This window comes from Burkholderia sp. BE12, from assembly GCF_002959955.1.
Lineage (GTDB): Bacteria > Pseudomonadota > Gammaproteobacteria > Burkholderiales > Burkholderiaceae > Burkholderia.
The window spans coordinates 80,189-98,952 of the sequence record NZ_PREY01000029.1; the positions used below are offsets into that span (position 1 = coordinate 80,189).

At 67.6% G+C, this 18,764-nt stretch carries 18 protein-coding genes; 5 read left to right on the forward strand and 13 right to left on the reverse strand.

Annotated features, from left to right (window positions below; translation table 11 throughout):
• Nucleotides 1-338 precede the first annotated feature (338 nt).
• Nucleotides 339-1,880 (forward strand): mannose-1-phosphate guanylyltransferase/mannose-6-phosphate isomerase, encoded by a 1,542-nt coding sequence (locus C4B30_RS27030; RefSeq protein WP_105133160.1) that lies wholly within the window; start codon nucleotides 339-341, stop codon nucleotides 1,878-1,880.
• Between the two features lie 131 nt (nucleotides 1,881-2,011).
• Here C4B30_RS27030 and C4B30_RS27035 read toward each other — a convergent pair whose 3' ends face one another.
• The 8 genes from C4B30_RS27035 to C4B30_RS27080 form a co-directional block, all read right to left on the reverse strand.
• Entirely contained in the window at nucleotides 2,012-2,953 is a 942-nt protein-coding gene (locus tag C4B30_RS27035) for a transposase (protein ID WP_027782502.1), read from the reverse strand.
• 720 nt (nucleotides 2,954-3,673) lie between these two features.
• The gene (locus tag C4B30_RS27050; protein ID WP_027782501.1) at nucleotides 3,674-4,255 is read right to left on the reverse strand and encodes a DUF3501 family protein; all 582 of its coding nucleotides are present in this window, start codon (nucleotides 4,253-4,255) and stop codon (nucleotides 3,674-3,676) included.
• 30 nt (nucleotides 4,256-4,285) lie between these two features.
• A complete protein-coding gene (locus tag C4B30_RS27055; protein WP_105133172.1) occupies nucleotides 4,286-5,623 on the reverse strand; it encodes a heterodisulfide reductase-related iron-sulfur binding cluster in 1,338 nt (445 codons plus the stop codon).
• A 123-nt stretch (nucleotides 5,624-5,746) separates the two neighbouring features.
• Nucleotides 5,747-6,169: a rubrerythrin family protein gene (locus C4B30_RS27060; protein WP_006497294.1), complete on the reverse strand. Its 423-nt coding sequence runs from the start codon at nucleotides 6,167-6,169 to the stop codon at nucleotides 5,747-5,749.
• A gap of 222 nt (nucleotides 6,170-6,391) precedes the next feature.
• Nucleotides 6,392-7,660: an RNA polymerase sigma factor gene (locus tag C4B30_RS27065; protein WP_105133161.1), complete on the reverse strand. Its 1,269-nt coding sequence runs from the start codon at nucleotides 7,658-7,660 to the stop codon at nucleotides 6,392-6,394.
• On the reverse strand, nucleotides 7,657-8,073 hold the full coding sequence (locus C4B30_RS27070) for a VOC family protein (RefSeq protein WP_027782498.1): 417 nt from the start codon (nucleotides 8,071-8,073) through the stop codon (nucleotides 7,657-7,659). The genes C4B30_RS27065 and C4B30_RS27070 overlap by 4 nt, the downstream gene beginning before the upstream one ends.
• A gap of 26 nt (nucleotides 8,074-8,099) precedes the next feature.
• A complete protein-coding gene (locus C4B30_RS27075) occupies nucleotides 8,100-8,519 on the reverse strand; it encodes a YciI family protein (protein ID WP_027782497.1) in 420 nt (139 codons plus the stop codon).
• A gap of 125 nt (nucleotides 8,520-8,644) precedes the next feature.
• Nucleotides 8,645-8,998 carry a YciI family protein gene (locus C4B30_RS27080; RefSeq protein WP_027782496.1) on the reverse strand — a complete coding sequence of 118 codons (354 nt, stop codon included), beginning with the start codon at nucleotides 8,996-8,998 and terminating at the stop codon, nucleotides 8,645-8,647.
• Nucleotides 8,999-9,204: 206 nt separating this feature from the next.
• On the opposite strand from C4B30_RS27080, the gene C4B30_RS27085 reads away from it, so the two are divergent.
• The 4 genes from C4B30_RS27085 (at nucleotide 9,205) to C4B30_RS27100 (ending at nucleotide 13,694) form a co-directional block, all read left to right on the forward strand.
• The gene (locus C4B30_RS27085) at nucleotides 9,205-11,073 is read left to right on the forward strand and encodes an ExeM/NucH family extracellular endonuclease (protein WP_105133162.1); all 1,869 of its coding nucleotides are present in this window, start codon (nucleotides 9,205-9,207) and stop codon (nucleotides 11,071-11,073) included.
• A 284-nt stretch (nucleotides 11,074-11,357) separates the two neighbouring features.
• Nucleotides 11,358-11,744, forward strand: a complete 387-nt coding sequence (locus tag C4B30_RS27090; protein ID WP_034205288.1) for a DUF883 family protein — start codon at nucleotides 11,358-11,360, stop codon at nucleotides 11,742-11,744.
• A 77-nt stretch (nucleotides 11,745-11,821) separates the two neighbouring features.
• Nucleotides 11,822-12,406 carry a BPSL1445 family SYLF domain-containing lipoprotein gene (locus tag C4B30_RS27095; protein ID WP_027782493.1) on the forward strand — a complete coding sequence of 195 codons (585 nt, stop codon included), beginning with the start codon at nucleotides 11,822-11,824 and terminating at the stop codon, nucleotides 12,404-12,406.
• Between the two features lie 235 nt (nucleotides 12,407-12,641).
• Complete coding sequence (locus C4B30_RS27100; protein WP_027782492.1) at nucleotides 12,642-13,694, forward strand: AI-2E family transporter; 1,053 nt, start codon at nucleotides 12,642-12,644, stop codon at nucleotides 13,692-13,694.
• 46 nt (nucleotides 13,695-13,740) lie between these two features.
• Here the strand turns inward: C4B30_RS27100 and C4B30_RS27105 are convergent, their stop codons facing one another.
• The 5 genes from C4B30_RS27105 to C4B30_RS27135 all read right to left on the reverse strand — a co-directional run.
• The gene (locus C4B30_RS27105; protein ID WP_105133163.1) at nucleotides 13,741-14,247 is read right to left on the reverse strand and encodes a thioesterase; all 507 of its coding nucleotides are present in this window, start codon (nucleotides 14,245-14,247) and stop codon (nucleotides 13,741-13,743) included.
• 196 nt (nucleotides 14,248-14,443) lie between these two features.
• Nucleotides 14,444-15,460, reverse strand: coding sequence for an NADP-dependent oxidoreductase (locus C4B30_RS27110; RefSeq protein ID WP_043177915.1), 1,017 nt, complete (start codon nucleotides 15,458-15,460; stop codon nucleotides 14,444-14,446).
• 36 nt (nucleotides 15,461-15,496) lie between these two features.
• Nucleotides 15,497-16,285 (reverse strand): SDR family oxidoreductase, encoded by a 789-nt coding sequence (locus C4B30_RS27115; RefSeq protein WP_105133164.1) that lies wholly within the window; start codon nucleotides 16,283-16,285, stop codon nucleotides 15,497-15,499.
• 494 nt (nucleotides 16,286-16,779) lie between these two features.
• Nucleotides 16,780-17,370, reverse strand: coding sequence for a phosphatase PAP2 family protein (locus C4B30_RS27130; protein WP_027782488.1), 591 nt, complete (start codon nucleotides 17,368-17,370; stop codon nucleotides 16,780-16,782).
• An 80-nt stretch (nucleotides 17,371-17,450) separates the two neighbouring features.
• Nucleotides 17,451-18,764 (reverse strand): Nramp family divalent metal transporter (locus C4B30_RS27135; protein WP_234015463.1); only part of this gene is annotated, 1,314 nt, incomplete at its 5' end.

Below are 18,764 nucleotides of genomic sequence, written 5' to 3' on the forward strand. Positions count from 1 at the left end.
AAGCGACAAGAAAATTCCTCCTCAAGCGCACAAGTATTTCGAAAAATAATCGGAAATTCTTGCCGCGATCTTTTTTAATTAAATCGGCAGGTTTTCCCGAATCGGTCATGAAAGGGGATTTTTTCGGAATCGTTACGCTTGCCGGGCGCCCTTTGCGGGCGGCCATGTCCGGCCAGCGCCCGGAATTATTTTTTATTTTTTTATTTGCGGCCGGTGCTATCGCGGAAAATTCTCCCGGATCAATGCCTGGCGGATATTCGGCATTGGGTCCGGTTTTATTGTCGATTTACTTCATGCTACAACGACAGGCACTGACTTCAACCGTGGAGAGTGTCATCATGAATGCTCCGGCAGTGGCCGCCGAAACGCGCCATTCTTCTTCCGCCGCACCCGCCGCCGGCACGCCCGGCGCCGGTATGCGTCTCGCCGTACAGCCCGTGATTCTCGCCGGCGGTTCCGGCACGCGCCTGTGGCCGATGTCGCGCGAGCGCTTTCCGAAACAGCTGATCGGCCTGCTCGGCGATCACTCGCTGCTGCAGTCCACCGCGCTGCGTCTCGGCGGCCTGACGGCCGATCACCCGCTCAACGACGACGTGCTGATCGTCTGCGGGGAGGATCACCGCTTCACGACCGCCGAACAACTGCGCCTGACGGCCAAGAACGCGACGATCATGCTCGAGCCGCTCGGTCGCGACACCGCGCCCGCGCTGACGCTCGCCGCGCTGCGGCTCGTCGCCGACGGCAACGACGCGGTGATGACCGTGATGCCCGCCGACCATGCGGTCGCGGACGTGCCGCGCTTTCACGCGGCCGTCGCGGCCGGCGTGCACTGCGCCGCGCAAGGCAAGATCGCGACGATGGGCATCGTGCCGAAGCACGCGGAAACCGGCTACGGCTACATCCGCGTCGGCGCGCCGCTCGGCGACGCCGGAACCGGCCCCCTCGACGTACGCCGCCTCGACCGTTTCGTCGAGAAGCCGCACCTCGAACTCGCGCAGCAGTACGTCGCGTCGGGCGAATACTGGTGGAACAGCGGGATCTTCATCGTGCGCGCGTCGGTCTGGCTGAAGGCGATCCGGCAACTCGAACCCGAGATCTACGCAGCCTGCGAACAGGCCGTCGCGCAGGGCAAGGAAGACGGCGATTTCTTCCGCGTCGATCGCGACGCATTCGCCGCGTCGCCGTCGAACTCGATCGACTACGCGGTGATGGAACCGCTCGCGAGCCTGCCGGAACTGTGCGAGAGCGTCGTCGTGCCGCTCGACGCGGGCTGGTCGGACGTCGGTTCGTGGGATGCGATCTGGCAGATCTCGCCGAAGGACGATACCGGCAACGTCGGCCGCGGCCACGTGCTGTTCGAAGGCGCCGAATCGACGTTCGCGCATTCGGAAAGCCGGCTCGTCGCCTGCGTCGGCACGCAGAACCTGGTCGTCGTCGAAACGCCCGACGCCGTGCTCGTCGCGGATAAATCGCGCGTGCAGGACGTGAAGAAAATCGTCGGGCGCATCAAGGCGCGGCAAGGCTCCGAAGCGACCGACCACCGCAAGGTGCATCGTCCGTGGGGCCACTACGACTCGGTCGACATGGGCGAGCGCTTCCAGGTGAAACGCATCGTCGTGAAGCCGGGCGCGCAACTGTCGCTGCAGATGCACCACCACCGCGCCGAGCACTGGATCGTCGTGCGCGGCACCGCGCGCATCACGCGCGGCGACGAAACGTTCCTGTTGTCCGAAAACGAATCGACGTACATCCCGCTCGGCGTGTCGCATCGCCTGGAAAACCCGGGCAAGATGCCGCTCGAGCTGATCGAAGTGCAGTCGGGCGCGTATCTCGGCGAGGACGACATCGTCCGCTTCGACGATACCTACGGCAGACAGTAACGCGTCATACCGTCATGCACCACAGGGCGCCGCTTCGACAGCGGCGCCCGGGCGAGGCAGACATGGAGACACTGGACTTGCGCGCGGGCGTCGTGGCATACGACGGCCCGCGCGTTGCACGGGAACGGCGATCAGCCCACGCGGTACTCGTATTCGCGACGCTCCGACTGCACGGGATCGTTGCGGCTTTCCGACAACGCGCCCGCGCGACGCTCGGCGATGAAGCGCTTGATGTCCGATTCCGCGCGCGCCAGCGCCGACAGGCCGGCCAGCACTTCGCCTTGCGGCTCGCGCGCCGGCGCGTCGCTCGCACCGTGGCGATCGATCCACTGGCGCGCCCAGTCGAGCGCGTACTGCTCGGCTTCCTCGGCATCGGTGAAGCGCGGGCCGATCAGGCCCGAGCGTTCGACGCGGCGGTCGTCCTGCGAGATCTCGGCCCACGCGCGATACATCAGGTTCTGCACGGGCTGCGCGATGCCGCTGATCGTATAGCCGCGATACTCGTCGACCTGCGGCTCGGCCGCGGCGAAGCTCGCCGACGACGCCCGCACATGGCGCGGCTCCGTGCCCGGCGCGCCGGGCACCGTGAACGACACGTCGGCGCGGCCGTCCATCCGGTCGTCCGGCATCGTGCTCAGCGACGCACCCTCGCCCGCCCAAACGTTTGCCTGCGCAACAGGCAATTGCCACGACTCGGGGTTCTGCCAGAACACGCCGCGCAGACGGTCGTTGTCGGGCACGGGCTCCGCGCGACGGGCCGGCACGACCGCCACCGGCGGCGGCGGAATATACGCGAACGTGCGCCCGCTGAACTGCGTCAGCACGTCGATCATCTTCAGCAGCGTGCCATTCGCAAGCCACTCCTCGTAGCGGCGGCGGCACGTCGGCCCGGACGGATAGCGACCGGGCAGCTTTGACCAGGCTTCCCCGGTCGTCAGGATCCACAGCACCGCGTTGGCGACGACGCGCGGTTCGGCGCGTGGACGCCCACGACGGTTCAGCCGGATGGGTTCATCGGCGATCAGCGCTGAAAGGCGAAACCACTCTTCATCGTTAAGCTCATCGAAGAACATAGTCGATCTCTCCACGCAGCCAGGCCGGGGCTGCGATTGGCGGCGCCGTCGCGACACATCGCGTCGCAGGGCGGCCAGGTTGCACATTATGGTTATCCGGCGTTGTGCATACCGGGCGACACCGCACTTTCACGGTGCCGCGATTCCCGGCAATGGCGCACAAATCGCGGTCTCACTCCAATGTGGGAATTTTTGTGCACGAAGCATACCATCCTCAGGGTTTATCTCAATATGACAATGACTTAATGTTACGCACTGAAACAACCTGCCATGGGCGGGCAATCCATTTACGCTTGAATTTTTTTGCGAGATCTTTATGCCGACGGCTGCAAAGGCCCGTCCGGCGGGGCTCCGCAGCGTCTGAAGAATGCCTGTAAACAGGCCGTTGCGGCCTGCTCCGACCCCTGCCGGCAACAATCGCCGGCATGGTTTCCCGGAATCGGTAAATCAGGGAAAAATTCGTAACAAGATATTCACGAATCGGTAAATCATTCGATTTGCAGTGAATCGAATTATCTCCATGCACAATCTTTTTATTGTTTCTCTGCGAGTAATGAAAACACACTGACGCATTGCGCCCAATGTGTCCCCGCATGCAAATCCGTCACGCTTGTTACATTTTCGGCGCAATAGACGTACGGCCCCGCCGCAACGCGTGCGGCGCGCCGGTTTCGGGTCGGAACGGAAAAGCGGGAGCCGCCAGGCGAAGCGTGCGCCGCCTCAGCGCAGATCGCCGGCCAGCGACGCGGCGACGTCCGCGTCGACGCGCTGCGGCGGCATCGTATAGGCCGGATGATCGCAGCCGATCGACAGCGCCGCCCCGCCCTTGAGCGCGGCGCGCATCGGCGCATCGAACTCGAAGCGGACGAAGTGCACGGCCGACGTTTTCTCGGCGTTGTCGCGCTCGAGATCCTCGTCGGCGATCGCGTAGACGCTCGCGTGCCCGTCGACCTGCAGGTACACGCGATCCTCGACACCGATCAGCCGCGCGAGCGCCGCGCGCCGTTCGATCTCGTGCTCGTACTCGATCTGCATCGTCGCCTTCAGGTTGGTGCCGTCGGGCACCAGTGGCAGATACGCGTCGAGCTCCCCTTCGATGCCGGCTTCGTCGAAGATCTTCTCGATGTGCAGCATCTCGTGGATCTGGTAGCGGATCGTCGTCTCGTCCTCGAACAGGAAACGCAGATGATTGCCGAGCGCCACCGCGCGGCGGCGCTTGTACGCGACGAGCCGCGCGTGTTCGGCCTTGCGGATCTTCGCGTACGCTTCGAGCGTCAGCAGGGAGTCGCGGGTCAGCGTCATGGGATGTCCTCGTGAGTCGGCCGCGGCGGCTCAGATGCCGTACGCGCGGCGCAGCAGCGTCAGCGGATGCGCGAGCGGCGCTTGCGGCAGCCCCTTCTCGCCGATGCCCTGCACGATGTGATGGCCGGCGAGTGCGCAGTCGGACGACACGACATCCGGCTGCGGCTCGGCCATCGCCTTGAACACGGGCGCGCCGATCCGCATCGCGTCCGCATGGAATGCCTTCTTTACGCCGAACGTGCCCGCGTGGCCCGAGCAGCGCTCGACGACGTTCACGCGCGTATCGGGCACGAGCGACAGCGCATCGGCCGTCTTGCGGCCGATGTTCTGCACGCGCGCATGGCACGGCACGTGATACGACACGGTGCCGAGGCCGGTTTTGAAATCGGTCTTCAGCAGCCCGTCGCGATGCCGCGCGATCACGTATTCGAACGGATCCCAGAACGCATCGGCCACCGCGCGCACGGCTGCGTCGCCGGGGAACATCAGCGGCAGCTCGCTCTTGTACATCAGCACGCAGCTCGGGATCGCGCCGATCAGCGCATAGCCTTCACGCGCGTAGCGTTCAAGCACCGGGATGTTGACGGCCTGCTTCGCCGCGACGCCCTCGAGATTGCCCTGCTCGAGCAGCGGCATCCCGCAGCACGCTTCGCGCGTGACGAGTTCGTACGGGATCTCGTTGTGCGCGAGAATCGCGAGCAGGTCGTGGCCGATGCCGGGTTCGTTGAAATTCACGTAGCACGTCGCGTAGACCGCGACCTTGCCGGGCGTGCGTTCGCCGTCTCGCACGGGCGAATCGTCCGAGCGCCGGGCGGCGCGCCGGAACGTGCGCGGCGCGAATTCCGGCAGCCATGCATGGCGATCGACGCCGAGCGCCGCTTCGAGCGCGTGGCGCGCGGGCGGCGTGCGGTTCACCGCGTTGACCGTCTGCGTGACGACCGGGATGCCCGCGAAATGGCCGAGCGCATCGGTATTGGACAGCACCTTGTCGCGCAGCGTCGCTTCGCCGCGCTTGTAACGCGCGGCCTTGCCGCGCAGCATCAGGTGCGGGAAGTCGACGTTCCATGCGTGCGGCGGCACGTACGGGCATTTCGTCATGTAGCAGAGGTCGCACAGATAGCACTGGTCGACGACCTTGCCGAACGCGGCCTTCGGCACTTCCTCGATGTCGCCCGTCGGCGTGTCGTCGACCAGGTCGAACAGCGCCGGAAACGCGCCGCACAGCGACACGCAGCGCCGGCATCCGGCGCAGATGTCGAAGACGCGTGTCATTTCCGCATCGATCGCGGCCTGGTCGTAGAACGCTTCGGACTGCCAGTCGAGCGGATGCCGGGTCGGGGCTTCGAGACTGCCTTCCTTGTGGGGCATGGGGCGCTCCCGCGTGGCGCGCATGTGCGCAAGCGCACCGCCCGCGCGGTGCGGGCGGCGATGAACGAACAGCCGGCCGCGTGCCGGTCGCGCGGCGCTGCCGTGCGGCCGGCCGGCGGCCCGTCAGTCGACGAGACTGTCCAGCGCCTTCGTATAGCGGTTCGCGTGGCTGCGTTCGGCCTTCGCGAGCGTCTCGAACCAGTTCGCGATTTCGTCGAAACCTTCGTCGCGCGCGGTCTTCGCCATGCCCGGATACATGTCGGTGTATTCGTGCGTTTCACCGGCGATCGCCGATTCGAGATTCAGCCGCGACGAACCGAACGGCAAACCCGTGGCCGGATCGCCGACGGCTTCCAGGTATTCGAGATGGCCGTGCGCATGGCCGGTTTCGCCTTCGGCGGTCGAGCGGAACAGCGCGGCGACGTCGTTCTGCCCCTCGACGTCGGCCTTCGAAGCGAAATACAGATAGCGCCGATTCGCCTGCGATTCGCCCGCGAATGCGGCCTTCAGGTTCTCTTCGGTTTTGCTGCCCTTGAGTTGAGCCATTTGCGCCTCCGTTCGAGTCGGCGCGGCCGCGTATGACGCCGGGCCGATCAGATATGTGGGGAACGATGCGTGTGCCGGGTGCGCATCGTGCTCTTCAATCTAGGCGCTCGCGCTCGCATCCCCCAATAGGCTTTTTCAATGCGGACGATAGTGTCGGGGCGCAACGCGGCGAATGGCCGGAAGACGGGCGCCGCGGGCACCGCGATCGTCATGCGCCAGGCATCACGCATCCATCGCGCGCCTGAGCAGCAGTTCGCGCTCACGCTCGTTGCGCGTCAGTTCCGCCGCGCGGCGGAACTCCAGCTTGGCCTCGTCGGCGCGGCCGAGCTTCGCGAGCAGATCGCCGCGCACGCTCGGCAGCCAGTGATAGCGCGCAAGCGCCGGATCGTCGCGCAGCACGTCGACGAGTTCGAGCGCCGCGGCCGGCCCGAACGCCATCCCCACCGCGACCGCGCGATTCAGCTCGACGACCGGCGACGGCGCGACTTCGGCGAGCGCGTCATACAGTGCGACGATCTGCGCCCAGTCCGTGTCCGAAGCGTGCCGCGCCCGCGCGTGGCACGCGGCGAGCGCGGCCTGCAGCGCATACGGCCCGCGCACGCCGCCGAGCTTCGTCGCCCGCTCCAGCGCCGCAAGGCCGCGCCGGATCAGCAACGGATCCCAGCGGCTGCGGTCCTGGTCGAGCAGCAGCACGGGCCGGCCCTGCGCGTCGACGCGTGCATGCATGCGCGACGCCTGCAGCTCCATCAGCGCGACGAGCCCGAGCACCTCGCTTTCGTCCGGCGCGAGCCCGGCCAGCACGCGGCCGAGCCGCAACGCCTCGTCGCATAACGACGGACGCATCCAGTCGTCGCCCGCCGTCGCCGCATGGCCTTCGTTGAACACGAGGTAGATCACTTCGAGCACCGAGGCGAGCCGCGCGGGCCGCGCATCGGCGGCCGGCACCTCGAACGGCACGTGCGCCGCCGCGAGCGTGCGCTTCGCGCGCACGATCCGCTGCGCGATCGTCGGCTCGGGCGTCAGGAACGCGCGCGCGATCTCGCCCGTCGTCAGCCCGCCGAGCAGCCGCAGCGTCAGCGCGACGCGTGCGTCGGTCGACAGCACCGGGTGGCACGACGTGAAGATCAGCCGCAGCAGGTCGTCGCCGATGTCGTCGTCGCGCGCGTCGGCGAGTGCGTCCGCGATATCGGGGACGACATGTGCTTCGAGCGCGTCCATCTCGTGACCAAGCTGGTCGCGCTTCGCCGCATGAAGCGACTCCTGCCGGACCCGGTCGAGCGCGCGACGCTTCACGGCCGTCATCAGCCAGGCGGCCGGATTGTCGGGCACGCCGTCGACGGGCCAGTGCTCGAGCGCGGCGACGAGCGTGTCCTGCGCCAGTTCCTCGGCCACGCCGACGTCGCGCACCACGCGCGCGGCGCGCGCGATGATCTTCGGCGCCTCGATTCGCCAGACCGCTTCGATCGCACGATGAGTCGCCTCATGCGTCACGACGCCTGCCCCTGGGCGGACGCATCCAGCGGCATGGCCATCAGTTCCCACGTGTGGCCGTCCGGATCGGTGAACCCGTGGCCGTACATGTTCGGATACTCGCGCGGCGCCTGCGGCGCGGTCCCGCCGGCCGCCAGCGCCTTCGCGACGATCGCGTCGACTTCCGCGCGGCTGTCGCACGACAGGCACGACAACACCTGGATGTGCGTCGCCGGATCGATGATGGTCTTGTCGGTGAAGGTCTGGAAAAACGGCCGCACGAGGAGCATCGCGAAGATCGTGTCGCTGATCCGGATGCAGGCGGCCTGATCGTTGGTATAGGCCGGCACGACCTCGAAGCCGAGCGCCTGATAGAACGTCTTCGCGCGCGGCAAGTCGGCTACCGGCAGGTTGATGAAAACCATCTTGTGCATGACGGGTGCTCCCGGTGAGGGTGGATTCAGGCGTGGCTACGGCCGACGTGGAGATCGCGGAACCGCTCGACCGCCTCGCTCGGCGTGAGGTCGTCGAGCTCGAACAGCGGCCGCACCTCGATCTCGCAATCGAGCTCGGCGCCGAACGGCGCGGGGAACCGGCGCGTCCATTCGAGCGCTTCGTCGCGCGAACGCACCTGGATCAGCGTATAGCCGGCGATCAGTTCCTTCGTTTCGGCGAACGGGCCGTCGATCACCGTGCCCTTGCCGCCCGTGTAGCGCACGCGCCAGCCGTGGGCACTCGGCCTCAGGCCGTTGGCGTCGAGCAACACGCCGGCCTTCGCCAGTTCCTCGTGATAGACCGTCATGGCCTCGACCAGCCGGTTGTCCGGCAACGCGTCGGATTCGCTGACGGCGTTCGCCCGGATCATGATCATGAATCGCATCGTTCACTCCTTGTCGTCGGTGGATGGCGGCGCCCGTTCCGCGGCGCCTTACCCGGACGACGGGCGGAAGACGGCCGGATCGACACGCGCCACGACGAATCAGGGTAAATACCGAGTCGTGATGCTCACAGGAAGCACGGGCCGACCGCGCGCACCTCGACCGTGCACCATTGCGCGGCCGGGCACTGGCGCGCGATCTCGATCGCTTCTTCGCGCGTGTCGACGTCGACGAGGAAGAAGCCTCCGATCATCTCCTTCGCCTCCGCGAACGGGCCGTCGAGCAGGCGCGTCTCGCCGTCGCGCACCTGCACGCGCGTGCCGCGCTCGGACCGCTCCAGCGACTCGACGCCGCGCAGCACGCCGCGCGCCTTCAGCGACTCGGCGAAATCGACCATCCGCGCGTAGAGCGCCTGACCTTCGTCGAGCGTGCGCTCGGCGCGCTGTTCGGTCGGTTCGACAATCAACAGCATGTAAGACATGGATTTCTCCTGTGGGGACGGGGTGCTGCGGCATACGCCGGGCGAGCGGCATGCGACGCCCGATGCGAAAGCGTAACAGCCGCGGGGCGGCTTGCCGCATCGTTGGCCAACCGGCACTGGCCGGACGGCCATTTCGGCCGCAGCCTGACATTTTGCCTTCAAGATGCGGTCCCGAACTGTCGGATTCTCATCCCGTGGACCGTCTCATGTCACGCCCGCTCCCCCTGTTTGCCGCTGCGCTGCTCGTGGCGTTGTCCGTCGTGCTCTGCGCGCCCCTCTTCGCCCGGCTGGCCGCCGCGCCGCCGCTCAGCAGCGGCTGCGGCGGCGCGGCCACGGCGATTGCCGAGATCCGCCGCGCCGGCCGGCCGTCGCCGCTCGCCGGGCAAACGACGTCGATCGAAGCGGTCGTCACCGCGGCGTTCGGCGGCGCCGACGGCCTGGGCGGCTTCTTCGTCCAGCAGGCCGACGCGCAGCGGCAACGCCGGCCGGGCGTTTCGGAAGGCCTGTTCGTCCACGCGCCGAGCGCGCGCGCCGAACCCGGCGATCTCGTGCATCTGACGGGCAGGGTCGACGAGCAATACGGCCGCACGCAGTTCACGCTGTCGGGCCGCGTGACCGTCTGCGCGCGCGGGCAGACGGTCACGCCGGCGGTGCTCGCGCTGCCGGTCGCGTCGCCCGCCGTCCTGGCCGCGCACGAAGCCATGCGCGTACGCCTGCCGCAAACGCTGACGGTCAGCGATACCCGCGAACTCGGCCGCTACGGCAGCATCGTGCTGAGCAACGGCCGGCTGCGCGTACCGACCCAGGTCGCACTGCCGGCCGACGCTGCCGCGCAAGCGGCAGCCAACGCGCTGAACCGCATCGTGCTCGACGACGGTTCGAGCCGCCGCGACCCGGCGACCGTCCGCTATCCGCCGCCCGCGCTGAGCGCCGCCAACACGCTGCGCGCGGGCTACACGGTACGCGGCGTCGAAGGCGTGCTCGAGTTGCGCTACGGCGCATGGCGGCTGCAACCGGTGGCCGGCGCACCACCGGTATTCGACGCCGCCGCGAACCCGCGTACCGCGGCACCGGCCCGGCATCCCGATGCCGACGTGCGCGTCGTATCGTTCAATGTCTTCAATTATTTCAACGGCGGCGGCCGTGGCGGCGGATTCGACGCGCCGGCCGACCGCGGCGCGAAAACGCCTGCCGCGTTCGCGCGGCAGGAAGCGAAGATCGTCGCGGCGTTGCGTGCGCTGCGCGCCGACGTGATCGGACTGATGGAAATCGCGAACAACGGCCACGGCGACGCGAGCGCCGCGAGGCGTCTCGCCGCGCAACTCGGCGACGGCTGGCGCGCGGTCGATCCCGGCACCGCGCGGCTGGGCCGCGACGCGATCGCGGTCGCGCTGCTGTACGACAGCCGCACGGTCGAGCCGGTCGGGCGCGCCGCCACCGTCGCACTCGGCGGCCGGCACCGCCCGCCGCTCGCGCGGACGTTCCGGCGCATCGGCGGCACGCGCGCGTTCACGGTCGCGGTCAATCACCTGAAATCGAAGAACTGCCCGCATGCGAGCGGCGCCGATCTCGACCAGTCCGACGGCCAGGGCTGCTGGAATGCGGCGCGTACCGAGGCGGCCGCGCGCGTCGCCGACTGGCTCGCCACCTCGCCGACGGGCGTCGCGGCCGATGGCGTGCTGCTGATCGGCGACCTGAACAGTTATGCGAAGGAAGACCCGGTGCGCACGCTGGAAGCGCGCGGCTACGCGAACCTGGTTGCGCGCTTCGTCGGCGATGCTGCGTACAGCTACGTATTTCGCGGCGAAGCCGGCAGTCTCGACCATGCGCTTGCCACGCCGCCCCTCGCCGCGCGCGTAAAGGCCGTGCAAATTTGGCACATCAACGCGGACGAACCGCTCGTCCTGCAACCCGTGCCCGATTACAAAACGTCCGCGCGACGGTCGGCTTATTACGCGCCCGACGCCTACCGCTCGTCGGACCACGATCCGGTCGTCATCGACGTCGCGCTGGACGGCAGCGGGGTGCAATCGGCTCCGGGCACGAATCGTGCGCCTCGATCCGGTGTGGATTAGTGCAATTGCATCAGTACGCGACCTGCAACGGCACTATTTACCTGATGGGCCGGCAACGCCATATTTACCGGGCCTTCACTGCGATCCGCTGCTCGACGCGCTGCCTCGTCCGAGATGCGAAATTTTTTCAACCACCGCCCCGCCCCGCGTGACGGGGCTTTCCGGCGATCCCGCCGACGAATTGAAAATTTGTCTCGAAACTCGGGCGGATCAAGTGAATCACACTAGTTGCTGGGATTCGTCTTATCTTCAAATTAGCCTGGAATCAAAGGAGGATAAACACCATGGCGCTTACCGACTCGATCGAACACAAGCTCGACCGCGGCTTGTCCGACATCCGCCGCACCGGCCGACGCGTTGGCCGTACGACCCGCTCCGCCGCCCGCGATCTGCAAGCCGACGTGAGCGACGATCTGCGCGGGCTGGTCGATGAACTGGAAGATTTGCTGAAAAACGATGGCGATGGCGATATCGCCGCGTTGCGCAAGCGCATCCAATCCCGGATCGACGAAGCGCGCGGCGCGCTCGACTACGCATCGGGCAGCGCGGCCGCCCGGCTGCGCGATTCGGCCGAACGCATGTCGCAGGTCGTGCACGAGAATCCGTGGCAGACCGCCGGCGTCGTCGCGGGCCTCGCGTTCGTCGCAGGGCTGCTCCTTTCCCGCCGTTGAACGGGGCGACCGGCACCGCCGCCCGCCCCGCTGCCCGCACCGTCCGTCCTCAATCAGACAACGAAGGAGAAACCGCCATGCAGAAATCCCTCGCCATGAAAGCCGCCGCTGCCGTGATGCTCGGCAGCCTCGCCCTCGCCGGTTGCACGACCACGTCCGACAAACCCGATAGCGCCGCGGCCAGTGCGTCGAAACGCCAGTCGATCGACGCCAGCGTGAATGCAACGCTGTCGCGCCTGTATTCGACGGTGCCGGGCTCGCGCGATCTGGTCTCGAAGGCACGCGGCGTCCTCGTGTTCCCGAACGTGCTGCAGGCCGGCTTCATCGTCGGCGCCCAGTCCGGCAACGGCGCGCTGCGCGTCGGCGGCAGTACCGTCGGCTACTACAACACGTCGTCGCTGTCGGTCGGGCTGCAGGCCGGCGCGCAGTCGAAGGCGGTCGTGTTCCTGTTCATGACGCAGGATGCGCTCGACTCGTTCCGCAAGTCGGAAGGCTGGTCGGCCGGCGCCGACGCGTCGGTCGCGGTCGTGAAGGTCGGCGCGAACGGCGCGGTCGACACCACCACGGCCACCGCACCGGTGGAAGTGCTGGTCCTGACCAACGCGGGCCTGATGGGCGACCTGTCGGTGAACGGCACGAAGGTCACCAAGCTCCACATCTGACGACGCGGCACGCGGCCTCGCGCCGCATTCGCTTCCCGGCAGCGCCGCGGCCCCGGCCGCGGCGTTTTCGCATGTGTCTCACGCAGCGGCTATGATGGCGGCACCTTTGCGGGCATACTCCGCAAGGGCCGCCCCGCCGCGCATTTCGCCGCGAACCCGTGAGGTTCGCGAACCGATCGCGCACAGGGCAACGCGATTCAATCAAACCACGCATCAATCTGCGCGAATGTCTCCCATGGATAGCGGACAAGACCACCAAAAATTTTTATATTTCCTGCTGTTCGCGGTCACCGTCGGACTCTGCTGGATCCTCGCACCGTTCTTCGGCGCCGTGTTCTGGGGCACCATTCTCGCGATCCTGTTCCAGCCCGTGCAGCGCTGGCTGGCCGCGCGCTTCGGCAAGCGGCGCAACCTGGCCGCGCTCGTCACGTTGTCGTTGATCATCCTGATCGTGATCCTGCCGCTCGTGTTCGTCGCCGGGACGCTCGTGCAGGAAATCGCGTACGTGTACCAGGAAATCAAGACCGCGCAGCCGAACTATTCGCAGTACTTCCAGGACATCATTCACGCACTGCCGTCGTCGATCCAGCATCTGCTGCAGAAATACGGGCTGACCAACATCCCGGGCATCCAGAAGAAGCTGACCGACGGCGCCGCGCAGATCAGCCAGTTCGCGGCCACCCAGGCGCTCAGCATCGGCCAGAACACGTTCCAGTTCATCGTGAGCTTCGGCGTGATGCTGTACATGGTGTTCTTCCTGCTGCGCGACGGCGGCGAGATCGGCCGCCGCGTGCGCCGCGCGCTGCCGCTCGACGACGAGCACAAGAACCTGCTGCTCGCGAAATTCACGACGGTCGTGCGCGCGACCGTGAAGGGCAACATCGCGGTCGCGCTCGTGCAGGGTGCGCTCGGCGGCCTGATCTTCTGGATCCTCGGGATCGAGGGCGTCGTGCTGTGGGGGGCGTTGATGGCGTTCCTGTCGCTGCTGCCCGCGATCGGCGCGGGCCTCGTGTGGGTGCCGGCCGCGCTCTACCTGCTGATGATCGGCGCGGTCTGGAAATGCGTGATCCTCGTCGTGTTCTGCGTCGGCGTGATCGGCCTCGTCGACAACCTGCTGCGCCCGATCCTCGTCGGCAAGGACACGAAGATGCCCGACTGGGTCGTGCTGATCTCGACGCTCGGCGGGATGGCCTTGTTCGGCATCAACGGCTTCGTGATCGGGCCGCTCGTCGCCGCGCTGTTCATGGCGAGCTGGGACATCTACGCGCGCGCCGAACAGGGCGAATGACGCGCGGCCGGCCGCCGGCGATCCGCACGCATGCGGAAAGCGCCGGTCAAGGATGACGGATATGGATCACGACGGGCGCCGCGGCGCCCGTTGCTTCATCCGCCGCGACCGTCATCACGCCGCCGTACGGCCCGACGCGATGAACGCGGCCCGGCGCCAGCCGCACGCTTCGTTCGTCGCGCGCATCGCGCCACGTCACACGCACCGCCGCGCCGCCGTCCGACGCGAACGGCGCGCCGTCGGGCCCGACCAGCGCCACCTGCGCACCGGCCAGATGCCGGCCATGCGCATCGAACCGGAGCGTGGCCGTTGCCGCGCCGTCGGCCGCCGCCAGCGCATCGACCTGCACGCCCGCCGGCGCATCGAGCGTCACGTCGTAGAGATCGACGAGTGAACCGGTGAACCGCACGACGCCATCCGGCGTGGGCTGTCCAGCCGCCATCGCGTTCGGCATTGCATTCGACATCGCGAGTACGACACCGAGCCCGAACACCATCCTCCGCACGACTGCGGCGCCCACTGCCATTGCCGATCGCTTCGCGTTGTCGCGCATGTTCCCTCTCCTCTGCCGCGTTACCGGAAAAACAGGCGGCGTGACGCGTCGGTCACGCCGCCTGTGTACTGGCAATCACTGTAGGGAGAGCGGCCCGGACAATATATGGGACAAGTCCTAAACTTCAGCCGGATGGATCGAACTCAGCGCGGTCGACACGGCCGCGCGGCCCGATGCGACCGATGTCGCATGCCCGTCACGCGTCCGGATCGACGCGCAGCACGAGCTTGCCGCGATGGTCGCCATCGAACAGGCGGTTCAGCACGTCGGGCGCGTTTTCGAGACCGTCGGCCACGGTTTCCTCAGCCTTGAGGCGGCCGTCGCGCAGCCAGCCCGCGAGCGTCTGCACGGCTTCGCGGCTCTTGCGGTAGTCGAGGATCAGGAAGCCGCGCATCGTCAGCCGCTTCGAGATCAGCACGCCGACGTCGTCGGCCGCGCGGCCGCTGTTGTAGTTCGAGATCACGCCGCACAATGCGACGCGTCCGCCGATCACCATCCGCGACAGCACCGCGCGCATCACCTCGCCGCCGACGTTCTCGAAGTTCACGTGCACGCCGTCCGGCGTCGCCGCCTTCAGTTGCTGGCGGAAATCGTCGGCCTTGTAGTCAACGGCCGCGTCGAAACCGAGCGTCTCGGTCAGGTAGCGGCACTTGTCCGCGCCGCCCGCGATGCCGACCACCCGTGCGCCGTGGATCTTGCCGATCTGCCCGGCGATCGAGCCGACCGAGCCGGCCGCCGCCGACACGACGAGCGTTTCGCCCGGCTGCACCGGCGCGATGTCGGTCAGCCCGTAGTACGCGGTCAGCCCGCTCATCCCGCACGCGCCGAGCAGCGTCGGCAGCGGCAGGCCCGACTGCGCGGGCAGCTTCACGAGCTGCGCGGCCTGCTCGGCCGGCACGACCGCATAGTCCTGCCAGCCGACGAGCCCCTGAACGAGATCGCCTTCCGCGAAACCCGCATGGCGCGACGCGACCACGCGGCCGATACCGAGCGCGCGCATCACCTCGCCGATCGCGACGGGCGGCAGGTACTGCGGCACGTCGCTCATCCACACGCGGTTGGTCGGGTCCATCGACAGATACAGCACGCGCACGAGCACCTCGCCGTCGGCGAGCGCCGGCACCGGCGTCTCGACGAGCGAGAAATGTTCGCGGCCGACCCGCCCTTCCGGGCGCGTCTTCAGCAGCAGCTGGCGGTTCACGGGTGTCGACATGATGTTCTCCTCCAATCGGTGTGGTTCTGATACGCGTCAGACCGCGCACATGCCGCCGTCGATCACGAGTTCGGCGGCCGTCACGAAGCGGCTCTCGTCGGACGCCAGATACACGGCCGCGTGCGCGACGTCGTCCGGCTCGCCGAGCCGGCGCAGCGGAATGCCGCGCGCGAGCTTGCGCGTCGCGTCGCGTTCGCCGAGCGACTGGAACAGCGGCTCGACGATCCCCGTGCGGATGAACGCCGGGTGAATCGAATTGCAGCGCACGTCGATCTCGCGGCGCGCGCAGTCGATCGCGACCGACTTCGTCAGCGACGCGACCGCCGCCTTCGACGTGTTGTACGCGGTGAAGTCCGGTTCGACCTTGAACGCCGCGACCGACGAAATGTTGATGATCGACGCGGGATGGCTCTCGGCGAGGTACGACAGCGCATGCTTGCAGCCGAGCATGATGCTCTCGACGTTGACCGCCATCACGCGCCGCCATTCGTCCAGCTCGATTTGCGCGGGCGAGCCGATCGAGCCGACGCCCGCATTGTTGACCAGCACCGACAGCCCGCCCATCGCATCGGTCGCCTGCGCGAGCAGCGCCTGCCAGCGCGCTTCGTCGCGCACGTCCTGGGTTGCGGCGAACGCGACCGGCGTCGCATGGCCCGCGTTGAGTTCCTGCGCGAACGCGTCGAGCACCGCGGCTTCCGCGATGTCGGTCAGGAACACGCGCGCGCCCTGCTCGACCATCCGGCGCGCGATCGCACGGCCGAGGCCGCCCGCGGCGCCCGTGATGTAGGCGCACTTGCCGGCGAGGCGCGGAGAAACGATTGTCATGTGACCTCCTCCTGTCGTGAATCGTCGTCGCGGAACGCTGCCGCGACGGGGTTGCCGTGCATCTTCCAGCCGACATGTGCCGGTCGCGGGTGTGCCGACATGGTGACGCAACGCACGGTTCCCGCGAGTATATCGAGATAATCTGGACGCACGCCGGACCGGCCGGGCGGCTTGCCCGCGGTGAAACGACAGCCAGCGTACGCGAATGCCGCCAATCGATGAAATGAATATTCGTTATGCCCGGCCATAGGCGTCGTTCATGACTTGCACGTACCAGCGCCCATGCGCAAACCGCTCGGCGCGGCCGGTCGGATGGGCTGCGTCGAGTAATAGTCGATCATCGGGAGAACGTGCGTTGCGTTGCGCACGGGGGAGAACGCAATCGGGAAGCTGATCCGGCGTGGAATCGTGCAACCCGCCGGAAAGCGCCGGACGAACGCCGGCGGCAAGAAGGCGCCAAGCCGGCGGCGCCGGAGCGCCGCCGTCGGCGACCGTCAGAATCCGTCGCCCGACGGCGCGCGCACGAATGCGCAGAGCTGCGGCGAATGCGTGTCGATCATCTGCTGGAACGGCGCACGGTGCCCGTACGCGATACCCGACACAAGCAGCAGGCAGACGGCCGCGACGCGCGGCGAGAACGCGCGCTGCCGCGCGCCGTCGTAGCCGCGCAGGAACACCAGCGCGACCAGCGCGCCGAGCATCCAGCCGACGACGACTTCCGGCACGGTGTGCGAATGATCGAACACGCGCGCGACGGCCGTGATCGCGCCGACGGCCAGCCCGGCCGCGATACCGGGCGCCTTGCCCGGCCGGAACGCCTGCCACAGCATCGACAGCGCGACTGTCCACACGGACGTCGACAGCATCGTATGGCCGCTGATCACGCGGAAATCGAACTGGGGCAACTCGATGCCGCATCCGGCATACAGGATCTTCGTGGCGCCGACGACGCCCATGGCGGCGGCCAGCAGCACGCCCCAGCGGGCGGCGAGGCGCCAGTCGGTCAGCGCGAGCCATGCCGCGCAGGTCAGCGCGATCGGCAAGGTCAGCGCGGCATCGCCGATGTTGCTGATTTCACTCCACATGACGGACTTCAGGGACGATCGAAAGGCCGCAGTTTACCGCATGCGCGCGGCGCACCTGTGTCAGCCTGTGACAGGCTGTATCAGCCCGCGACACCGGTAATCAACAGCAGGTTCGTGCCGGTGATCACGGCGAACAGCGCCCAGGCGACCACCTGCATCCCGCGTCCGATCGCATGTTCGCCCATCGTGCCGCGGTCGCTGACCGAGCGGATCAGCGGCCACATCGCGAACGGCAACTGCAGGCTCAGCAGCACCTGGCTCCATACGAGCAGTTGCCCGACCGAGCCGTCGCCGAGCCACAGCACGCCGATCAGCGCCGGCACGAGCGCGAGCCCGCGCGTGATCAGCCGACGCTGGTAGCACGGGATCTTCGTATGCAGGAAACCGTCCATGATGACCTGGCCGGCGATCGTGCCGGTCAGCGTCGAGCTCTGCCCCGACGCGAGCAGCGCGATGCCGAACAACAGCGCGGCCGCGCCGCCCGCGATCGGCGTGATCAGCCGGTACGCCTGCTCGATGTCGGTCACGTTGTGCTGGCCGGTCGCATGGAATGCCGCGCCCGCGACGACGAGGATCGCCGCGTTGACGAGCATCGCGACGAACAGCGACACGATGGTATCGATGCGCACGATTGCGAGCGTGTCGCGGATCACGCCGCGCGCGCCGCCGACCACGTGCCGCGTCTGCACGACCGACGAATGCAGGTACAGGTTGTGCGGCATGATCGTCGCGCCGACGATGCCGAGCGCGAGCACGATCGCATCCTTGCGGTCGTGACCGGGATCGCCCGGCACGAGCCCGCCGACCACCGCATGCCAGTCGGGCGGCGTGATCGCCACCTGCGCGACGAAGCAGAACGCCATCGTCGCGATCAGCCCGAGCACGATCGCCTCGATCTGCCGGACCCCCTTGCCCTGCAGGCCGAGCACGATCACCGTGTCGAGCGCGGTCAACACGACGCCCCACGCAAGCGGCACGCCGAGCAGCAGCTTGAACGCGAGCGCGCAGCCGAGCACTTCCGCGATGTCGCACGCGATGATCGACACTTCGGCGGTGATCCACTGCACGACGCGGCCGAGGCGGCCGTAACGGTCGTAGCTGGCTTGCGCGAGATCCTTGCCCGCGACGAGGCCGAGCCGCGCCGCGAGCATCTGCAGGAAGATCGCCGCGAGGCTCGAGAACGCGACGACCCACAGCAACGAATAGCCGAACTGCGAGCCGGCCTGGATATCGGTCGCCCAGTTGCCGGGATCCATGTAGCCGATCGCGACCAGCAGGCCGGGGCCGAAAAAACGCCTGAGCTTCAGCCAGCGCGGCGCGGCGGCGTCGATCGTGATGCTGCCCTTTACTTCCGACGGGCAGAAAGGGGCGGTGGCGGTGGTGGGGAGGAAGGG